This window comes from Geodermatophilus sp. SMS 5-13 (assembly GCF_059428245.1).
Genome location: NZ_CP165729.1, coordinates 5,838,310 through 5,858,265 on the forward strand (window position 1 = coordinate 5,838,310; position 19,956 = coordinate 5,858,265).

The following is a 19,956-nucleotide window of genomic DNA, read 5'->3' on the forward strand; positions in this document are numbered from 1 at the left end:
GTCAGGCGTCGTCGGTCAGGGTGTGCAGGATGCGGGCGAGCGCGGCGCGGTCCTCGGTCGGGAGCTGGGCGAACAGCGCGCGGGAGTCCGCGGCCCGGGCCGCGTCGACCTCGCCCTGCACCCGCCGGCCGGCCGGTGTCGGCGCCAGCAGCACCGCCCGCCGGTCCCGCGGATCGGGCGTGCGCTGCACGAGGCCGCGCGTCTCCAGGTCGTCGGCGACCTCGGTGGCCGAGCGCGGTGCGATGCGCAGGGCCTCGGCGAGGTCGGAGACCCGCGTCCCGTCCCGCGTGCAGACCACCCGCAGCGCCCGCGCCTGGTACGGCGAGAGGTCCCAGGGGGCCAGCGCCTCGCGCCAGCGGCGCCGCTGGAGGCGCGCCGCGCGCAGGAGCAGCTCGCCGAGCTCGTCGTCGGCCATGCGGGAATCCTACCGAGAGCGCTGCGGTTACCACATCGTGAGGTAACCTCAGCACTTCAGGAGGTGATGCCGTTCTGGATGGCATGACGACTCCCGGCGGCGGCCGTGGCGGCTCCGGCCGCACCGTCGACCCCGCCGACCGGGCCCAGCTGGACCGTTCCCCGGTCTCCCTGCGGCGGGTGGCCGCGCTCTTCCGGCCCTACCGCGCCCCGCTCGCCGTCGTCGTGGCGCTGATCGTGGCGTCGTCGGTCATCGCGCTGGCCTCGCCCTTCCTGCTGCGGCTGGTCATCGACGAGGCGCTGCCCCGGCAGGACGTCGCCCTGCTGGCCTGGGCCGTCGCCGGGATGGTGGCCGTCGCCGGCACCACCGCCGTCCTCGGGGTGGTGCAGACCTGGCTGTCGACGACCGTCGGCCAGCGGGTGATGCACGGCCTGCGGACCGCGGTGTTCACCCACCTGCAGCGCCAGTCGCTGGCCTTCTTCACCCGCACCCGCGGCGGCGAGGTGCAGTCGCGGCTGATCAACGACGTCGGCGGCATGCAGTCGGTGGTCACCTCGACCGCCACCTCGCTGGCCTCGAACGCCACCACCGTCGTCGGCACGGTCGTCGCCATGGTGGCGCTGTCCTGGCGGCTCGCGCTGCTCTCCCTCCTCGTCCTGCCGCCGGCCGTGCTGCTGACCCGCAAGGTCGCGCAGATGCGCCGGGCGGTCACCGCGCAGCGGCAGCGGCGGCTGGCCGAGCTGCACTCGCAGGTGGAGGAGGGGCTGTCGATCAGCGGCGTGCTGCTGAGCAAGACCCTCGGCGCCGGGCCCGCCCAGTCGCACCGGTTCGCGGAGACCTCCACCGACCTGGTCGCGCTCGAGGTCCGCTCGCAGCTGGCCGGCCGCTGGCGCATGGCCACGATGAGCGTGCTGTTCGCGGTGATCCCGGCGCTGATCTACCTGGCCGCCGGCCTGCCGGTCACCTCCGGCGGCATGACCATCGGCACGCTGGTCGCCTTCACCACGCTGCAGGCGGCGCTGTTCCGCCCGCTCATGGGCCTGCTGGACGTCGGCGTCTCGGTCACCAGCTCGATGGCGCTGTTCAGCCGGGTGTTCGAGTACCTCGACCTGACCGTCGACATCGACGACCCGCCGTCCCCCGTGGCCCTGGACCCGGCCGCCGTCCGCGGCGACGTGCGCTGGGAGGACGTGAGCTTCACCTATCCCGGCGCCGACCGCCCGGCGCTGTCGCGCATCGACGTCGCCGTCCCCGCCGGGACGACGCTGGCGCTGGTCGGGGAGACCGGCTCGGGCAAGAGCACGCTCGCCTCGCTGGTCGCCCGCCTGGCCGACCCCACGACCGGCCGGGTCACCGTCGACGGCGTCGACCTGCGCGACCTGCGCCTGGACACCCTCGCCTCGCTGGTCGGGGTCGTGTCGCAGGAGACCTACCTGCTGCACACCACGATCCGGGAGAACCTGCGGCACGCCCGCCCGCAGGCCACGGACGACGAGATCGAGGCGGCGGCCCGCCGCGCGCAGGTGCACGACGTCATCGCCGCGCTGCCCGACGGCTACGACACCGTCGTCGGCGCCCGCGGCCACCGGTTCTCCGGCGGCGAGAAGCAGCGGCTGGCCATCGCCCGGACGCTGCTGCGCGACCCCCGCATCCTCGTCCTGGACGAGGCGACCAGCGCGCTGGACAACGAGACCGAGCGGGCGGTGCAGGCGGCGCTCGACGAGGCCAGCCGGGGGCGGACGACGATCACCATCGCGCACCGGCTCTCCACGATCCGCGACGCCGACCGCATCGTCGTCCTCGACGCCGGGCGGGTGGCCGAGGCCGGGTCGCACGAGGAGCTGCTGGACGCGGGCGGGCGCTACGCCCGCCTCGTCGGCGCCGCCGAGCGGGCCGTCGCGCTGGCTGCCTAACGCCGCGTCAGGCCTCCTTCGCCTCGGGCACCGGGCGGTACTTGGTTGCCGATGCCGTCGGGTGTCGACTCGTGGTGGTATCGCGCGCCCATGAGACCACCGGGATCCGACACTCGGTGGCATCTGGCGGTCCACCGGCAGCAAGCCAACGACGGGGCGAAGGTTGGAAGCCGCGGTACTAGCTGTGCTGCCCGGACAGGTTGGTCAAGCGCGTGATCGGGGGACGGTTTCCGATCGCGGTGTGGGGCCGGTGATGGTTGTACTCGTGCAGCCAGGCCGGCAGTGCCTTTCGGCGCGCTGATTCGCTGAGGAACATGCGGCCGAAGGCCCAGCCGTCGGCCAGGGTGCGGTGGAACCGTTCGATCTTGCCGTTGGTCTGCGGCCGATAGGGCCGGGTCCGCTTGAGATTGATCCCGAGCTCGGCGCAGGCATCGCGCCAGGCGTGCGAGCGGTAGGCCGAGCCGTTGTCGGACAGCACCCGCTGGGTGGTGACGCCCCGCGCGGCGAACCAATCCACCGCGCGGCGCAGCACGCCGATCGCGGTGGCGGCGGTCTCGTCGTCGTGGGTCTCGGCGTAGGCGACGCGGCTGTGATCGTCGATCACCGTGTGCACGAATGCCGTGCCGATCACCGGGTTGTGGTGGGCGTTGCGGGGCGTGCCGGGCGTGGCCGCCCGGTTCTTCTTGCCCTGCTGGCGCCCGACGTAGCGCCAGCCGCCGCCGTCGGGGATGTTGCCCAGCTTCTTGACGTCGACGTGCAGCAGCGAGCCGGGGTACTCATGTTCATAGCGGCGGATCGGCTCGCCGGTGGCCCGGTCGACATGGGAGAGCCGGTTGAGCCGGCAGCGAACCAGCACCGCGTGCACGGTCGAGGGCGCCAGGCCGACGCGGTCGGCGATCTGGACTGGGCCGAGGCGCTTTTTCCAGCGCAGGTGCACGATCTTGCGCACCACCGGCCGCGGCGTCCGGCGCGGGCAGGAATGCGGTCGTGAGCTGCGATCCTGCATCGCCGCCGGGCCGCCCCGGCGGTACCGGTCGGCCCAGCGCTTGGCTGTGGGCCAGGAGACGTTGAACACCGCCGCGGCGTAGCTGATCGACCAGTTCTCGTCGACCACGGCGCGGCCGAGCTTCAGCCGGTGACGAGGGGTCAGGGCAGCGTTAGCGTGAGACACGAGGACCTCCGGGTTGGTGAGCGGGTGCCTTCAGCAGCCCCACTCCACGTCCGGAGGTCCTCCCTCCACAAGATCGATCAGTCAGATCGAGTGGTCACACGCCCTCGACCAACGTCTCTGGTCAGTACAACTAGCTCTCGAGCAGCCCCGCCTCGTGGGCGAGGATCGCCGCCTGCGTGCGGTTGGCCAGGTCCAGCTTGGCGAGCAGCCGGGAGACGTAGGTCTTCACCGTCGCCTCGCTCACGTAGAGCCGCCCCGCGAGCTCGGCGTTGGACTCGCCGCTGCCCAGCAGCCGCAGCACCTCGCGCTCTCGGTCGGAGAGGTCGGCGATGCGCCGCAGGGCCTCGGCCTTGCGCGGCGCGGCCCGACGGTCGACGTAGGACTCGATCAGCGCCGCGGTGACGGCCGGCGAGAGGGTCGCCGTCCCGTTGGCGACCGCCCGCACCGCGGCGGCGATCTCGCGCGGCGGGGTGTCCTTGAGCAGGAAGCCGGCCGCGCCCGCGGCCAGCGCCGCGTACACGTACTCGTCGACGTGGAAGGTCGTCAGGACGGCGACCTGCGGCGGGTCGGGCAGCGCGAGGATCTCCCGGGTCGCGGCCAGCCCGTCCATCCCCGGCATCCGGATGTCGGTGAGGACGACGTCCGGCTCGAGCTCGCGCGCCGCCCGCACGCCCGCCGCGCCGTCCCCGGCCTCCCCGACGACCTCGAAGTCGCCGGCGGCCTCGAGCACCGTCCGCAGCCCGAACCGGACCAGCTCCTCGTCGTCCACGAGCAGCACGCGGATCGTCATGCCGGGAGCACCGCCTCGACGGTGAACCCGCCGTCCAGCCTCGGCTCGGCGGTCAGCCGGCCGCCCAGGGTGCGCACCCGCTCACCCAACCCCACCAGGCCGAAGCCGCCGCTGGGGGCCCCGCCGGCCGGTCCGGACGGCGGCCCGTTGACCACCCGGACGGTCAGCGCGCCGTCCGGGCGCTCCACGCTCACCGTCACGGCGGCACCGGGCGCGTGCTTGCCGGCGTTGGTCAGCGCCTCCTGCACGATCCGGTAGGCGGCGCGGCCGACCACCGGGTCGACCGCGGTGTCGGTGCGGCCGGTGAGCGCCACCGGCATCCCCGCCTCCCGGGACTGCGCGACCAGCCGGGGCAGGTCGGCCAGCTCCGGCTGCGGGCCGAGCGGGGCGGCGTCGTCCACCTCCCCGGCGCGTAGCACGCCGACCATCTGCCGCAGCTCGTCGAGCGCCTGCCGCCCGGCCGCCTGCACGTTGCCGGCCAGCTGCTCCACCCGGTCCCGGTCGCCGGCGGCCATCTCGATCGCGCCGGCCTGCAGCACCATGAGGCTCACCCGGTGGCCGACGGCGTCGTGCATCTCGCGGGCGATGCGGGTCCGCTCGGTGAGGACGGCGTCGCGCGCCATCAGCTCCCGCTCGGCCTCGGCGCGCTCGGCCCGCTCGCGCAGGGCGGCGAGCAGCAGCGCGCGGGTCCGCTGCCAGATGCCGAGCGCGCCCGGCAGGACGATCACCACGGCGATCCCGCCGAGGGCGCTCACGAACTCGTCCGCCGTCTCCAGGTCCCACGGCTGGAGCAGCGCGATCGCACCGAGGACGGCGGCGCCGATCCGCAGCGGCCAGCGGCCGACGTACCGGCCGACCGAGTAGGACGTGAGCAGCAGCCCCACCGACACGTTCGGCGCGGCCGCCGTGAGCAGGGCGCTGAGCACGAACGGCACGAGGGGTGCCCGGCGGCGGAGCAGCCACAGCGACGCGAACAGCAGCGGGACGCCGGCCAGCAGCAGGGGCCACGGCAGGTCGGGCGGCCCCGGGGAGATGCCCGTCAGCCCCACGGCGGCCGTGCCGAGCAGGGCCAGGACGCCGTCGAACCAGATGCTGCGCGTGCGGAGACCCGGCCACAGACGCGCCCGGATCCCCATGCGGCGAGCGTATTTCCCGGTGCGCCGCCTGCGGGTCGCCCGCGAGTGGATCACCCCGGTCAACTTTCGGATGACGAGGTTGCGCCGTCCGTCGACCCGGATTCGCTGCCTCCGGCCGACGCGGGGGCCGGGGCCCGCCCGGCAGATTTCTCACCGGCAGAACGAACTCCCCGGAGGTTTCGATGATCACGGTCAGCGGACTGACCAAGCAGTACGGCGCCCGGACCGTCGTGGACGACGTGTCCTTCACCCTCGAGCCGGGGACGGTCACCGGTTTCCTCGGCCCCAACGGCGCCGGCAAGACGACGACGATGCGGATGATGACCGGCCTGGTGCCGGCGACGTCCGGGACCGCGCTGGTCGACGGCCGCCCGTACCGCGAGCTGGCCAACCCCGGCGCCGTCGTCGGCACGCTGCTCGACGCCTCGGCGGTGCACCCCGGCCTGAGCGGGCGGACGCACCTGCGGCTGCTCGCCGACACGGTGGGTGTCTCGTGGGAGCGCGTCGAGGACGTCCTGGAGCTCGTGGGTCTCGAGGACGCCGCCAAGCGCCGGATCGGCGGCTACTCGCTGGGCATGCGGCAGCGGCTCGGGATCGCCGGCGCGCTGCTGGCCGACCCGCCGGTGCTGGTGTTCGACGAGCCGGCCAACGGGCTGGATCCCGAGGGCATCCGGTGGATGCGCGACCTGCTGCGCCACCACGCGGCCCGTGGCGGCACGGTGCTGCTGTCCAGCCACCTGCTCGGCGAGGTCGAGCACACCGTCGACCGGCTGCTGGTGATCGGGCAGGGGCGGATCGTGGCCGACGGCGCGGTCGCCGAGCTGCTCGGCGCCGACGGCACCGCCGTCACCGCGGTGGACCCCGCTGCGCTGACCCGGGCGCTGCGGGCCGCCGGCTTCGACGTGCAGCACGGCTCGGACGGGGCGCTGGTCGTGCCCTCCGCCGACCCGGCCGCGGTCGGCGCCGTCGCCGCCACCGCCGGCCTCGCGCTCACCGACCTGCGGCCGCTGCAGCGCGGTCTCGAGGACCTGTTCTTCCAGCTCACCACGGCGTCCTGACCCACCCCGCAACGCTTCGAGGAGATTCCGATGATCGACACCCTGCCCCGCACCGCCGCCGTCGACCGGCCCACGGTGCGCCGGACCGGTCCGTCGCTGCCGACGATGGTCGGCCTGGAGATCCGCAAGTCGCTGGCCACCCGGTCGGGCAAGTCGCTGGCCGCGGCGTCGATCGTGCTCGCGCCGGCCGCGATGGCCATCGCGTCGTCCACCGGTGAGCCGATCGGCTCGGCGACCGGGCCGGTCGCGGTGATGGGCATGCTGACCGCCTACGTGCTCATCTCCCTGGGCGTGCTGTCGACGGCCGGGGAGTGGAGCCACCGCACGGCGCAGACGACGTTCCTGCTCGTGCCGCACCGCGGTCGTGTGCTCGCCGCCAAGGGGACGGCGGTCGCGCTGATGGGCGCCGCGTTCGCCGCCGTGTCGGCCGGCCTGTCGTCGGGCGTGCTGGCGATGACCATGGGCAGCGAGCTGTCCTGGGACGGCGTGGGGCAGACCGTGGTCGCCGTGGTGGCCGCGGGCGCGGTGTTCGCGGTGACCGGAGCCGGCGTGGGCGCGGCGCTCGGCAACACCCCGGCCGCGCTGACCGGCCTCTACCTGGTCCTGCTCGGCGTCATGCCGGTGCTCGAGAGCGTGAAGCCCGCGATCGCGGAGAAGATCGACCCGGCCAACGCCGTCCTCAACCTCGGGCAGGGCTTGGAGCAGACGCAGTCGATCGCCGTCCTGGCCGGCTGGGTGGTCGTGGCCTCCGTCGCCGGCGCCGTCCTGACCCACCGCCGCGCGGTCCAGTAGTCCCATCCGGCAGGGCCCTCCCGATCGCATCGGGAGGGCCCTGTCGCGTGCGCTCAGCTCGGCGGCCGGCTGGGGAGCAGGCCCTCCTGGTGGTCGAGCTCGCGCTCGAGCACGCGCAGGCCGTTGTCGGTGAGCCGGCCGACGTCCCGCCAGCGCAGCAAGGTGTCCCGCTCGGCGTCGATGACCGCCCGGTGCACGCGGACCGCCGCCTCGTACTGCGGGTTGTACGGCACCTCGTGGCCGGCGCCCTCCAGGATGTCCAGCCGCTGCTGGTAGCGGGCCAGCCGGGCCTCGAGCTGGGCGCGCAGCGCGGCGATCGCCTGGTCGTCGACGTCGTCGTGCTCCTCCTGCTCCAGGCCGGCCAGCCGGTCGAGCCCGGCCTGCACCGCGGCCGACCGGGCCTCGTTGCGCTCCCGGGCCTGGTCGGCGGAGTTGGCCCGCAGCCCGAGCGCCCGCACCAGCGGCCCGAAGGTCACGCCCTGCCCCACCAGCGTCACGAGGACGACGAGGAATGCGCAGAAGAGCAGCAGGTTGCGGTCGGGGAACGGCTCGCCGGAATCGGTGACCCGGGGGATGGCGAAGATGGCGGCCAGGGTGATGACGCCGCGGGTGCCGGCCCAGCTGAGCGCGGCGAGCTCCTTGCCGGTCAGCCGCTGGTCGGTGTGGGCCCGGCGCTCCTCCGCGTTGTCGTCGTCGGTCTCGCGCTCTACGTCGTCCCCACCGCCGAGCCGCATGTGCAGCGACCGGGGGAGCAGCTGGGTCAACGCCAGCCAGAGCGGACGCAGGAGCAGGACGACGCCGACGCTGATCAGGGACGCGATGACGATCGTCGACGTCTCGTACTGGTGCAGTCCCTCCACGACCCTCGGCAACTGCTGGCCGATGAGCAGGAAGACCAGCCCTTCGAGCAGGAAGTCGACCAGCCGCCAGACGGCGTTGACCTGCAGCCGGTAGTCGCTGGAGACGCTGCGGGAGCTGTCGTGGCCGATGAGCAGGCCCGCGATGACGACGGCGAGCACGCCGGAGACGTGCAGTTCCTCGCCGAGCAGGTAGGCGACGAACGGGGTGGCCAGCGAGACGGCGTTGAGCGTCATCGTGTCGCGCCGCAGTCGCCGCACCCACCGCACGGCGTACGCCACGGCCAGGCCGACGGCGACCCCACCGACGGCGGAGAGCGCGAACCGCCCCAGCGCCCACGGGGTCGAGTAGCCGTGTCCGGTGGCTGCCGAGACGGCCACCGTCAGCACGGTCAGCGCCGTCGCGTCGTTGAGCAGCCCCTCGCCCTCGATGAGCGTGAGCACGCGCGGGGGCAGGCCGACCCGACGGCCGACGGAGAGGGCGGCCACCGGGTCGGGCGGGGCGACGGCGGCGCCGAGCGCGATGCCGGCGGCCAGCGTCGCGCCCGGGACGAACAGCTGGAAGCCCACCCCGATAAGCAGGGCCGTCGCCAGGACGAGCAGCACGGACAGGCTGATGACCGTGCGCAGGTGCTGGCGGATCGCGAGCAGCGACGAGTCCAGCGCGGCGCTGTAGAGCAGCGGGGGGATGACCAGCGTCAGGACCACGTGCGGGTCCAGGACGACGTTCGGGCCGGGCAGCAGCGCGTACGCGATGCCGGCCACGGTCATCAGCGCGGCGGCGGGCAGGCCCGTCCGCTCCGCCACCCAGTGCAGGACGACGACCACGGCGACCGCGGCCAGCACGAACAGCAGGGTCGCCTCGATGTCCACCGCATCATCCTTCCTGGCGCTGCGCCGGCCCTCGGATCGGGGCCGTGACGCTCACCGCAGTCGGTCGGGTTCCGGAATCCTCGGCTCGGAGTCGCCGGTTGCCCCTGGCATGGACCTGTTCAGCCCCGTGACCCTCGGCGACCTCGAGCTCGCCAACCGCGTCGTGATGGCGCCGCTGACCCGGCTGCGGGCCGGCGCCTCCGGCGTCCCCAACGACCTGCTGGTCGAGCACTACCGGCAGCGGGCCGGTATCGGGCTGATCGTCACCGAGGGCACGTACCCGAGCTTCGAGTCGCAGGCGTTCGTGGGGCAGCCCGGGATCGTCACCGACGAGCAGGTGGCCGGCTGGCGCCGGGTCGCCGACGCGGTGCACGGGCGCGGCGGCCGGATCGTCATGCAGGTGATGCACGGCGGCCGGGTCACCCACCCCGACATCAACGGCGGACGCCGGGTCGTCGCGCCGAGCGCCCTCGCGATCGACGGCGAGGCGCGCACGACGCGCGGCAAGCAGCCGTACCCGGTGCCGCACGCCCTGACCGCCGACGAGGCGCGGGCAGCCGTGCAGGACTTCGTCGAGGCCTCCCGCCGCGCGGTCGAGGCCGGCCTGGACGGCGTCGAGATCCACGGCGCCAACGGCTACCTGCTGCACGAGTTCCTGTCGCCGGCGTCCAACCAGCGGTCCGACGAGTACGGCGGCTCTCCCTCGAACCGCGCGCGGTTCGTGATCGAGGTCGTGACGGCGGTGGCCGAGGCGATCGGCGCCGGCCGGGTGGGCCTGCGCATCTCGCCCGAGCACAACATCCAGGGCGCGCTCGAGACCGACCGGGACGACGTCCGCGCCACCTACGGCGCGCTGGTCGACGCGCTGCGCCCGCTCGGGCTGGCCTACCTGTCGGTGTTGCACGTGGAACCAGCGGGCGAGCTGGTGCAGGAACTGCGGCAGCGGTTCGACGGGGCGCTGATCGCCAACAGCGGGTTCGGCTCGGTGACGACGCGGTCCGAGGCCGTGGAGCTCATCGAGGCCGCGCACGCCGACGCCGTCGCCGTGGGCCGGGCGGTCATCGCCAACCCCGACCTGGTCGAGCGCTGGCAGGGTGAGCACCCGGAGAACTCGCCGAACGCGGCGTTGTTCTACGCGCCCGGCGCCGAGGGCTACACCGACTACCCCACCCTGCGCGCCAGCTGAGTCCGGCGGCAGGGGGACTTTCGGCGCCGAAAGTCCCCCTGCTCAGCGGCGGCGGCCCAGGAGGTAGCCGATCGCGACGCCGAACGCGGTGAGCAGCGCCCCGACGCCGGCGCCGAGCAGGAATGTCCGCGTCTCGCCCGCCGCCGGCGCGGCAGCGGCGGCCGCCCGGCCGGCGAAGACCTGCGGTCGGGCCTCCGCAGCGGGCGCCGCCAGATCCGCCTCCGCCGGCGCACGGGGGGACGGCGCGGCGCCGATCGGCGCCGCGGCACCGGTCAGCTCGGCGTCGATCGCCTTGAAGAACTGCCCGGCCATCCGCTTGGCGACGCCGGTCATCATCCGCTGGCCCACCCCGGCCACCGGGCCGCCGACCACGGCATCCGCCGAGTAGGTCAGCGACGTCCCCTCGCCGGACGGCGACAGGTTGATGGTGACCGTCGCACGGACCTGGCCCGGCGCACCCGCGCCCGAGGCGTGCATGACGTAGGACTTCGGCCGGTCCTGGCCCGACAGCCGCACCTCGCCGGCGTACGTCCCGCGGATCGCGCCGACCCCGACCGAGACGTTCATCCTGTACTCGTCGTCCCCGGTCTTCTCGAGGGACTCGCAGCCCGGGATCGTCCGCGCCAGCACCGCCGGGTCGGTGATCACCGACCAGACGCGGTCGGGGTCCGCGTGCAGCACCGCAGATCCGTCGAGGTTCACGCGCTCACTCCTGTTCCACGGAGGGACGCCGCGGTGCGCTCGGCACCCGCATCCCGCATCAGGTCGTACAGCTCCGTCGGCGAGATCGGCATCGCGGCGATCCGCCGACCCGTCGCGTCCTCGATCGCCGACGCGATCGCCGCCGTCCCCGGGATGACCCCCGCCTCGCCGGCACCCTTGAGCCCGAGCGGGTTCAGCGGCGACGGCGTCTGCTGGTGGTCGATCACGACGTCGGGGATCTCGGACGCGTACGGCATCAGGAAGTCCATGAACGAGGCGTTCTGCAGCTGCCCGTCGGCGTCGTAGGCCATCCGCTCGTACAGCGCACCGCCGACGCCCTGCGCGACGCCGCCGTGCACCTGCCCCTCGACGATCATCGGGTTCACGATGTTGCCGCAGTCGTGCACCACCGCGTAGTCGACGACCTCGATCTGCCACGTCGCCGGGTCGATCTCCACGACCGCCGCGTGCGCGCCGGAGGCGAACGTCGAGCGGATCGGCGAGTAGTAGTCCCGGTGCTCCAGTCCGGGGGCGTCGCCCTCCGCGACCGGCGGCTTGTCGTCGGACGTCGTCGTCGCGAACTGGGTCGCCTGCTTCGCCGCCTCGTCGAAGGCGTACCGCAGCGGGTTGGACAACACCGCGACCGTGCGCAGCGGGATCGCGGCGCCCGGGATGCCCTTCACCTGCACCACGCCGTCGGCGATCTCCAGGTCGTCCGGGTTCGCCTCCAGCACGTCCGCGGCGATGCGCAGCGCCTTCTGCCGCACCCCGCGCGCGGCCAGCGCGATCGCGTTGCCGCTCATCACCGCGGCCCGGGAGGCGAACGTCCCGACCGCGTAGCCGAAGCGCCTCGTGTCGCCCGTCGTCACCTCGACGTCCTCGATGGGCACCCCCAGCTCCGAGGCGACGATCTGGGCGAACACCGTCTCGTGGCCCTGCCCCTGCGAGGTCAGGCCGGTCGACACCAGCACCTTGCCGCTGCCGAGCACCTGCACGTGCCCGCCCTCGTACGGCCCGGGCCCGGTGCCCTCGACGTAGAGCGCCATCCCGACGCCGAGCAGTCTCCCGCGCTGTTCGGCGTCCTCCCGACGCGCGTCCATCGACTCCCAGCCGACGAGGTTCTTCAGCTTGTCGAGCAGGCCGGGGTAGTCGCCCGAGTCGTAGATGACCGGCCGGCCGTCCTGGAACGTCAGCCGGTGGTCGTACGGGAACTGGTCGGGCCGGATCAGGTTCCGCTCGCGGACGACGGCCCGGTCCAGGCCGAGCGCGTCGGCGATGCGGTCCATCGTGCGTTCCATCGCGTAGCAGCCCTGCGGCCGCCCGGCGCCGCGGTACGGCGTCACGATCACGGTGTTCGTGTAGACGCTCGCGACCTTCACCCGGTAGGTCGGGATCGCGTACGGCCCGACCAGCTGGGTCGCCGTCACGATCGGCACGATGATCCCGTAGGGCGTGTACGCGCCGTTGTCGTGCCAGATGTGGACGTCGAGGGCGGTGACCCGGCCGTCGTCGTCGAACCCGACGGTGATCTCCTGCCGCTGCTCGCGCTCGTGGGCGCTGGAGATGAAGTGCTCGCGACGGTCCTCCGTCCACTTCACCTCCTGGCCGAGCGCGATCGCGGCCATCGGCACCAGCAGCTCCTCCGGCCACGGGTGCACGATCTTCACGCCGAAGCCGCCGCCGACGTCCGGCGCGATCACCTCGACCTTGTCCAGGCTCAGCTCGAGCTTCGCCGCGATCGCCGCGCGCACGCTCGTCGCCGCCTGGGTGCTGGAGTACACGCGCAGGGAGCGGTCGTCGGCGTCCCACCGCGCGTGCACGCCCTTGCCCTCCATCGGCGTGCAGGCGCTGCGCTCGATGTACTGCGTGAAGCTCAGCCTGTGCGTCGAGGCGGCGAGGGCCTCCTCGACGTCCCCGGTCTCCTGGTGGTGGACGGCGGCGATGTTGTCGGGGACGTCCTCGTGCACGGCCGCCGCCGCCTCGCGCGCGGCGTCCACGCCGACGACGACCGGCAGCTCCTCGTAGGTGACGACGATCTTCTCGGCGGCGTCCTCGGCGAGGTACCGGTCGGTGGCGACGACCATGACGACCGGCTCGCCGACGTGGTTGACCACGCCGTCGGCCAGCGGGTAGCCGGTGCGCGGGGCGTGCAGCTGCGGGTGGGGGATGAGCACCGGCAGCGGCTCGGCCATCGGGCCGGTGAGGTCCTCGTAGGTGTAGATCGCGACCAGGCCGTCGACGTCCAGCGCGGCCTCGACGTCGATGTCGACGACGCGCGCGTGCGCGTGCGGGCTGCGCACGAAGGCGGCGGCCAGCGCGGTGTGCCCGATGTCGTCGAGGTAGCGGCCCTTGCCGATGATCAGGCGGGCGTCCTCGCGGCGGCGGACCGGCTCGCCGAACAGCTTCGTCGTCACCGCTGTCCCCCCTCAGGGGCCAAAATGGCCATTTTGGCCCTCACGGGGCGTCCTTCATCGCGGCGGCGGCGTGCCGGACCGCCTTCTTGATGTTGGCGTAGCCGGTGCACCGGCAGAGGTTGCCGCCGACGATCTCGTCGACCTCCTCCTCGGTGATCTCGGCCGCCCGGTCGCGGTCCTCGAGCCCCGCCTTGATCGTCATGAGGAAGCCCGGCGTGCAGAACCCGCACTGCAGCGCGTGGCATTCGCGGAAGGCCTCCTGCACCGGGTGCAGCAGTTGCCCGCCGCGGCCGTCGTCCCGGGCCAGGCCCTCGACGGTCTGCACCTCGTGCCCGGCCACCTGGACGGCGAGCAGCAGGCACGAGCGCATCGGCGTCCCGTCGACCAGCACCGTGCAGGCGCCGCAGACGCCGTGCTCGCAGCCGACGTGCGTGCCGGTGAGGCCGAGGTCGTGGCGCAGCGCGTCCGACAGCAGCCGGCGCACCGGCACGGTCACCTCGTGCGGCACGCCGTTGACGGTCAGGACGACGTCCCGCTCGGAATCGGTGCTCACGCCCGTCCCCCTGCCTCGGCAGCGGCGGCCGCCAGCGTTCGCTCGGTCAGCACGCCGACCAGCAGCCGGCGGTAGTCGGCGCTGGCGTGGATGTCGGTGTCCGGGTCCACCCGGCTCTTCGCCAGCTCGCCGGCGGCGGACCAGTCGGCCTCGTTCACCGGCGATCCGGCGACGGCCTCGGTCAGGTCGTGCACCTCGGGCACCAGCCCGACGGAGATGTAGGAGGCGCGGACGGCGGACACGCGGCGGTCCTCGTCCAGCGTGAGGACGACGCCGGCGCCGCACACCGCGTAGTCGCCCTTGCGTCGGGCCACCTCGGCGAACGCCGTCCCCGAGCGGGGCGGCAGCGCGGGGAAGAAGGCGGAGGTGACGACGGCGGGGCCGTGGACGGAGGTCTCCAGCGGCCCGACGAAGAAGTCCTGCCAGCCGACGGTCTCGACGCCCGCGGGTGTGGCCACCGTGACGGAGCCGTCGGTCAGGGCGAGGACCGAGGTCATCTCGCCCGAGGGGTCGGCGTGCGCGATGGAGCCGACCGTCGTCCCGCGGTTGCGGATCGCGGGGTGGGCGACGTTCGCCGTCGCGCGGGCGAGCAGCGGCTGCACCCGCGCGGCGGCGTCGTCGTGGAGCAGTGCGTTGTGGCGGACGAGCGCACCGACCCGCACGCCGTCCCCGGTGGCCTCGACGGCGTCGAGGCCGGGCACCCGGTTGATGTCGACCAGGGTCGTCGGCGCCGCGAGCCGCATCGACAGCAGCGGCAGCAGCGACTGACCTCCGGCCAGCACCTTGGCGCCCTCCCCCTCGTCGGACAGGACCGCGAGGGCCTCGTCGAGGGAGCCGGGGTCGGCGTAGCGGAACGGTGCCGGTTTCACGGGGTACGCGTGCCTATCGGTGGTTGCGGGTGGAGGCCTGGCGGTCCGCGCCGGTCTCGGAGACCTCGTGGTACCCGAACTCCTCGACCTCGGGGGCCTTGCCGCCGTAGTAGCCGGCCTCCGCCTTCAGTGCCTCCCGCATCTCCGGCGGCGCGAGGACGCGGGCGATGTGCCAGCCGACGACCGCGACGATCGTGCCGAGGGCGATGCCGGTCAGCGAGAACGTGTCGGTGAAGACCAGGGTGACGTTGCCGATCGCGATGATGATCCCGGCGGCCAGCGGCACCAGGTTGATCGGGTTGGCGAAGTCGACCCGGTTCTCCTTCCAGATCTTGGCGCCGAGCAGGCCGATCATCCCGTAGAGGATCACGGTGATGCCACCGAGGACGGCGCCCGGCGTCTGCGCGACCAGCGCGCCGAACTTCGGGATGAAGCCGAGCAGGATCGCCACGACCGCCGCCACGTAGTAGGCCGCCGTCGAGTACACGCGGGTCGCCGCCATGACGCCGATGTTCTCGGCGTACGTGGTGGTGGGCGAGCCGCCGACCGAGGTGGCGACCATCGTGCCGACGCCGTCACCGAGGATCGCCCGACCCAGGTAGGGGTCGAGGTCGCGCTTGGTCATCTCGCTGACGGCCTTCACGTGGCCGGCGTTCTCCGCGATCAGGGCGATGACCGCCGGCAGCACCAGCAGCGCGAAGTTGAAGCTGAAGCTCGGCGCCGTGAAGTTGGGCAGGTCGAACCACTTCGCGTCGCCCACGGGGCCGAAGTCGGTGCGGAAATGCGGGACCGCCTGGCCGTTGCTGGTCGGCAGGACCGAGGTGATCTCACCGGAGGTCTTGTCCAGGATCCACGACAGCAGGTAGCCGAAGACCAGGCCCATCAGGATGGAGATGCGGGCCCAGAAGCCCCGCAGCGCGACCGAGCAGACGATGACGAAGGCCATCGTCGCCAGCGCCACCCACTGGTCCTGCGGCCAGTAGATGGTGGCGACCACCGGCGCCAGGTTGAAGCCGATGAGCATGACGACGGCGCCGGTCACGGCCGGCGGCAGCACGCGGTGCACGACCTGCGCGCCCAGGAAGTGGATGATCACGCCCACGATCGCCAGGACGGCGCCGGAGATGAGGATCGAGCCGACGACGTCGCTCGAGTCACCGCCCTGCGCCCGGATCGCCGCGACGCCGCCGACGAACGAGGCGCTGGTGCCCAGATAGCTGGGGATCTTCCCGTTGACGATGAGCAGGAAGATGATCGTCGCGACCCCGGACATCAGGACCGCGAGGTTCGGGTCCAGCCCCATGACGATCGGGAAGACGAAGGTCGCGCCGAACATGGCGACGACGTGCTGAGCGCCGATGCCCACGGTGCGTGGCCAGGACAGGCGCTCGTCCGGGGCTACGGCCTCACCGATCGGCGGGGTCTTCCCGTCCCCGTGCAACTTCCAACTGAACGCCATCAGTGCCTCCTCGACGTGCACTTACGACCCGATCCGGTGTCGGTCAACGGGCGTTGCGAGCACCGGGCGGCGCCACTGTGTCACCGCGCACAGCCCCGGCGGAAGTACCTCAGTGCTAAATCGTTATTGCGGTTTCCGACCGATACTTCACCGCTGAGACATCGGTGAGTACGGTCCTGGGCGTGGCTGCCACACCCTCCCCGGGCGCCCCTCCCGTCCCCGACGGGGCCCGCTCGGTCACCCTGCGCTCGGGCGTCTACGCCGACTCCGTGCGGCTCATGCAGGTCAGCCGGGACGTCGGCGCGACCGACGGCGTCACCGCCGTCCTGGTCGCCATGGCCACCCCGCTGAACCTCGAGCTGGCGGCCAACATGGGCCTCGCCCCCGCCGAGGAGGCATCGCCCGAGCAGCTCCTGATCGCGATCCGGGCGAGGGACGACGACGCGCTGGCCGCCGCCACCGCGGCCGTCGACGCAGCCCTCGCAGAGCGCGAGCGCTCCACCGCGACCGCCGCCGCCGTCCCGCGGCGCACCATCGGGGCGGCCCTCGACGATCTGGCGCCCGGCGGCTCCGCGCTGGCCATCGTCAGCGTGCCCGGGCAGTACGCCGTCGCGGAGGCCGCCGACGCGATCGCCGCCGGCCGCAGCGTGCTGGTGTTCTCCGACGGCGTCCCGGTCGAGCACGAGGTGCTGCTCAAGCGCGCGGCCCGCGACGCCGGCGTGCTGGTCATGGGCCCCGACTGCGGCACGGCCATCGTCTCCGGCGTCGCCCTGGGCTTCGCCAACGTCGTCCGCCCCGGGCCGGTCGGCCTGGTGGCGGCCTCCGGCACCGGCGCCCAGCAGGTCTCCTGCCTGCTCGACATGGCCGGCGTCGGCGTCTCGCACGTGCTCGGCGTGGGCGGCCGCGACCTCAAGGAGGAGGTGGGCGGGCTGGCCACGCTCGACGCGCTGGCCGCCCTGGACGACGACCCCGCGACCGAGCGGGTGCTGCTGGTGTCCAAGCCGCCGGCGCCGTCGGTGGCCGCGGCGGTGGAGGAGGCGGCCGCCAAGCTCGGCGTCCCGGTGCGCTCCGCCGTCCTCTCGCCCGACAGCCCCGACCTGACCGCCGCCGTCGAGGGCCTGCTCGCCGACATGGGCCTCGACGTGCCGGAGTGGCCGTCGCGACCCGGGCCCGCGGAGGCGCCGGTGCCGGGCGCGGTGCTCAAGGGCCTCTACTCGGGCGGCACGCTCGCCGACGAGGCGATGCTGCTCGCCGCCCCGGTGCTCGGCGACATCCGCTCCAACATCCCGCTGCGGCCCGAGCTCGACCTGGGGGCGGACCTGTCCGTGAGCGGCCACGTCGTCGTCGACTTCGGGGACGACGCGCTGACCGTCGGCCGCGCGCACCCGATGATCGACCCGACCCTGCGGCTGGAGGCGATCGCCGCGCTGGCCGCGGAAGGGGAGGCCGCGGTCCTGCTGCTGGACGTCGTCCTGGGCCACGGCGCCGACCCCGACCCGGCGGCCACGCTGGTGCCCGCGCTGACCGCCGCCCGGTCCGCCCGCACGCTGCCGGTCGTCGTCGCGCTGATCGGCACAGAGGCCGACCCGCAGGGCTGGAGCCGGCAGGCCGACGCCCTCGCCGCGGCCGGCGCCGCCGTCTTCGCATCCAACGCCGCGGCCACGCGGTACGCCCTCGACCTGCTCGGAGGGGCCCGATGAGCCTCAGCGATCTGCTCTCCGCGCCGCCGACGATCGTCGCCGCCGGCGTCGACGTCTTCTCCGACGCGCTGCGCGCCCAGGGCGCCGACGTCCACGACGTCGACTGGCGGCCGCCGGCCTTCGGCGACCCGGCCGACCTCGCCGCGCTCGCGCTCGACGCCCGCCGCGCCGCGGCCAACCGGACGGCGGTGGAGCGGGTCCTGGCCGCCGGGTCGCAGCTGGTCGACGTCCGGCCGGCGCGGGAGGTGCTCGGCCTGGCCGACCGCACCCTGCTGCACGCCGGGCCGCCGATCGAGTGGGCCGACGCCTCGGGGCCGCTGCGCGGCGCCCTCATCGGCGCCGTCCTGCACGAGGGCTGGGCCTCCTCGGTGGAGGAGGCCGAGCAGATGCTCGCGGCCGGGGAGATCGCCCTCGACCCCTGCCACCACCACCGCGCGGTCGGCCCGATGGCCGGCGTGACGAGCCCGTCGATGTGGATGTGGTGCCTCGAGGACCCGGTGCACGGCGGGCGGGCGTTCTGCAACCTCAACGAGGGCCTGGGCAAGGTGCTGCGGTACGGCGCCTACAACGACGAGGTGCTCACCCGGCTGGCCTGGATGCGCGACGTCCTCGGTCCGGTGCTGTCGAAGGCGGTGCGCGGCGCGATCGACGCCGGCGGGAGCCCGCTCGACGTCAAGGCGGTGCTCGCCCAGATGCTGCAGATGGGCGACGAGGGCCACAACCGCAACCGGGCCGGCTCGCTGATGACGCTGCGGGAGCTGTCCCCGGCCATCGTCGAGGTGGACGCCCCGGCCACGGACATCGCCGCGGTCCTGCGCTTCATCGGCGGCAACGAGCACTTCTTCCTCAACCTCGGCATGCCGACGGCGAAGCTCGCGATGGACGCCGCCCGCGACATCCCGGGCGCCACGATGCTCACCGTGATGGCCCGCAACGGCACCGAGTTCGGCGTCCAGACCGCCGGCACCGGCGACCGCTGGTTCACCGGCCCCGCGCAGACCCCCGTCGGCCTGTTCCTCGGCGACTACGGCCCGGACGACGCCAACCCCGACATCGGCGACTCCGCGATCACCGAGACCTACGGCGTGGGCGGCTTCTCGATGGCCGCGGCGCCCGCGATCGTGCGCTTCGTCGGCGGCACCGTGCCCGACGCGCTGGCCACGACCGAGCGGATGTACCAGGTCACGCTCGCGGAGAACCCGGCGATGGCGATCCCGATCCTCGGCTTCCGCGGCTCACCCACCGGCATCGACGTCGTCAAGGTCGCCCGCACCGGCTGGCTGCCGCAGATCAACACCGGCATGGCCGGGGCGGTCGCGGGCACCGGCCAGGTCGGCGCCGGGCTCGTGCAGCCGCCACAGGAGTGCTTCGAGAAGGCGCTCGCCGCCCTGGCCGAGGAATCCCGCGGAACCGTGTGACCGCCCTGCGACGAGCAGCTGGTGGTCGAGCAACTACTCCCGCTGACGCTCCCGGCGAGATCTGCACACTCGTCCCCTTCGGAGCCCTGAAGGCGACGAGTGTGCAGATCTCGCGGGTCAGACCACCTCGGACAGCTTGCCCGTAGCCACGTCGAAGACGAACCCGCGGACGCTCGACTTGTCCGGGACGAACGGGCTCTCGGTGATCCGCTTGAGGCACTTCCGGACGTCGTCCTCGGGGTCCGGGAAGGCCTCGGAGTGCCAGTCCGGCCGCACCCCGGTGTCCTGCTCGATCGAGTCGCGGAAGTCCTCGTCCGAGAAGGTGAGCATCCCGCAGTCGGTGTGGTGGATGAGGATGATCTCGGTGGTGCCGAGCAGCCGCTGGCTGATCGCCAGCGAGCGGATCTCGTCGTCGGTGACGACGCCGCCGGCGTTGCGGATGACGTGCGCCTCGCCCTCGGTCAGGCCGAGGATGCGGTAGACGTCGAGGCGGGCGTCCATGCAGGCCAGGACGGCGACGTGCTTGGCCGGCGGCAGCGGCAGCGGGCCGGAGAAGCTCTCGGCGTAACGGGCGTTGTTGGTGATCAGGTCGTCGGTGACGGTCATGGCGGAGCGATCTCCTGGGGTGATGAGGGGTCGGACTCGTCCCT

General features: G+C 73.5%; 17 protein-coding genes. 6 read left to right on the forward strand and 11 right to left on the reverse strand.

The window, feature by feature from the left end; translation table 11 throughout:
• Position 1 precedes the first annotated feature (1 nt).
• The gene (locus AB3388_RS28300) at positions 2-415 is read right to left on the reverse strand and encodes a MarR family winged helix-turn-helix transcriptional regulator (protein WP_495408675.1); all 414 of its coding nucleotides are present in this window, start codon (positions 413-415) and stop codon (positions 2-4) included.
• A gap of 83 nt (positions 416-498) precedes the next feature.
• Here AB3388_RS28300 and AB3388_RS28305 point away from each other — a divergent pair, with 83 nt between their 5' ends.
• The gene (locus AB3388_RS28305; RefSeq protein WP_495408676.1) at positions 499-2,328 is read left to right on the forward strand and encodes an ABC transporter ATP-binding protein; all 1,830 of its coding nucleotides are present in this window, start codon (positions 499-501) and stop codon (positions 2,326-2,328) included.
• A gap of 178 nt (positions 2,329-2,506) precedes the next feature.
• On the opposite strand, the gene AB3388_RS28310 is transcribed toward AB3388_RS28305, so the two are convergent.
• From AB3388_RS28310 to AB3388_RS28320, 3 genes are all read right to left on the reverse strand, one after another.
• On the reverse strand, positions 2,507-3,499 hold the full coding sequence (locus AB3388_RS28310) for an IS481 family transposase (RefSeq protein WP_495405976.1): 993 nt from the start codon (positions 3,497-3,499) through the stop codon (positions 2,507-2,509).
• Positions 3,500-3,629: 130 nt separating this feature from the next.
• Positions 3,630-4,289, reverse strand: a complete 660-nt coding sequence (locus tag AB3388_RS28315; protein ID WP_495408677.1) for a response regulator transcription factor — start codon at positions 4,287-4,289, stop codon at positions 3,630-3,632.
• Positions 4,286-5,425: a sensor histidine kinase gene (locus tag AB3388_RS28320; protein WP_495408678.1), complete on the reverse strand. Its 1,140-nt coding sequence runs from the start codon at positions 5,423-5,425 to the stop codon at positions 4,286-4,288. The genes AB3388_RS28315 and AB3388_RS28320 overlap by 4 nt, the downstream gene beginning before the upstream one ends.
• A 182-nt stretch (positions 5,426-5,607) precedes the next feature.
• Between AB3388_RS28320 and AB3388_RS28325 the strand changes: the two genes are divergently transcribed.
• Both AB3388_RS28325 and AB3388_RS28330 read left to right on the forward strand, forming a co-directional pair.
• Positions 5,608-6,483: an ABC transporter ATP-binding protein gene (locus AB3388_RS28325; RefSeq protein WP_495408679.1), complete on the forward strand. Its 876-nt coding sequence runs from the start codon at positions 5,608-5,610 to the stop codon at positions 6,481-6,483.
• Positions 6,484-6,513: 30 nt separating this feature from the next.
• Positions 6,514-7,275, forward strand: coding sequence for a hypothetical protein (locus AB3388_RS28330; RefSeq protein WP_495408680.1), 762 nt, complete (start codon positions 6,514-6,516; stop codon positions 7,273-7,275).
• Positions 7,276-7,328: 53 nt separating this feature from the next.
• Here the strand turns inward: AB3388_RS28330 and AB3388_RS28335 are convergent, their stop codons facing one another.
• Entirely contained in the window at positions 7,329-9,005 is a 1,677-nt protein-coding gene (locus tag AB3388_RS28335) for a Na+/H+ antiporter (protein WP_495408681.1), read from the reverse strand.
• Positions 9,006-9,114: 109 nt separating this feature from the next.
• On the opposite strand from AB3388_RS28335, the gene AB3388_RS28340 reads away from it, so the two are divergent.
• Positions 9,115-10,191, forward strand: a complete 1,077-nt coding sequence (locus AB3388_RS28340; protein WP_495408682.1) for an alkene reductase — start codon at positions 9,115-9,117, stop codon at positions 10,189-10,191.
• 42 nt (positions 10,192-10,233) lie between these two features.
• Here the strand turns inward: AB3388_RS28340 and AB3388_RS28345 are convergent, their stop codons facing one another.
• The 5 genes from AB3388_RS28345 to AB3388_RS28365 are packed head-to-tail and all read right to left on the reverse strand — an operon-like array spanning position 10,234 to position 16,188.
• On the reverse strand, positions 10,234-10,893 hold the full coding sequence (locus tag AB3388_RS28345) for an SRPBCC family protein (RefSeq protein WP_495408683.1): 660 nt from the start codon (positions 10,891-10,893) through the stop codon (positions 10,234-10,236).
• Complete coding sequence (gene cutA, locus AB3388_RS28350) at positions 10,890-13,307, reverse strand: aerobic carbon-monoxide dehydrogenase large subunit (protein ID WP_495408684.1); 2,418 nt, start codon at positions 13,305-13,307, stop codon at positions 10,890-10,892. The genes AB3388_RS28345 and cutA overlap by 4 nt, the downstream gene beginning before the upstream one ends.
• Positions 13,308-13,347: 40 nt before the next feature.
• Complete coding sequence (locus tag AB3388_RS28355; protein WP_495408685.1) at positions 13,348-13,860, reverse strand: (2Fe-2S)-binding protein; 513 nt, start codon at positions 13,858-13,860, stop codon at positions 13,348-13,350.
• Positions 13,857-14,729 (reverse strand): FAD binding domain-containing protein, encoded by an 873-nt coding sequence (locus AB3388_RS28360; RefSeq protein WP_495408686.1) that lies wholly within the window; start codon positions 14,727-14,729, stop codon positions 13,857-13,859. The genes AB3388_RS28355 and AB3388_RS28360 overlap by 4 nt, the downstream gene beginning before the upstream one ends.
• Before the next feature lie 13 nt (positions 14,730-14,742).
• Positions 14,743-16,188 (reverse strand): uracil-xanthine permease family protein, encoded by a 1,446-nt coding sequence (locus AB3388_RS28365; RefSeq protein WP_495408687.1) that lies wholly within the window; start codon positions 16,186-16,188, stop codon positions 14,743-14,745.
• Positions 16,189-16,370: 182 nt separating this feature from the next.
• On the opposite strand from AB3388_RS28365, the gene AB3388_RS28370 reads away from it, so the two are divergent.
• Together AB3388_RS28370 and AB3388_RS28375 are read left to right on the forward strand one after the other, a co-directional pair.
• Positions 16,371-17,888, forward strand: coding sequence for an AllF/FdrA family protein (locus AB3388_RS28370; RefSeq protein ID WP_495408688.1), 1,518 nt, complete (start codon positions 16,371-16,373; stop codon positions 17,886-17,888).
• Positions 17,885-19,306 (forward strand): YlbE family protein, encoded by a 1,422-nt coding sequence (locus AB3388_RS28375; RefSeq protein WP_495408689.1) that lies wholly within the window; start codon positions 17,885-17,887, stop codon positions 19,304-19,306. Before AB3388_RS28370 ends, AB3388_RS28375 begins: the two co-directional genes overlap by 4 nt.
• Positions 19,307-19,423: 117 nt before the next feature.
• On the opposite strand, the gene AB3388_RS28380 is transcribed toward AB3388_RS28375, so the two are convergent.
• On the reverse strand, positions 19,424-19,912 hold the full coding sequence (locus tag AB3388_RS28380; protein WP_495408690.1) for a beta-class carbonic anhydrase: 489 nt from the start codon (positions 19,910-19,912) through the stop codon (positions 19,424-19,426).
• Positions 19,913-19,956: the final 44 nt, after the last annotated feature.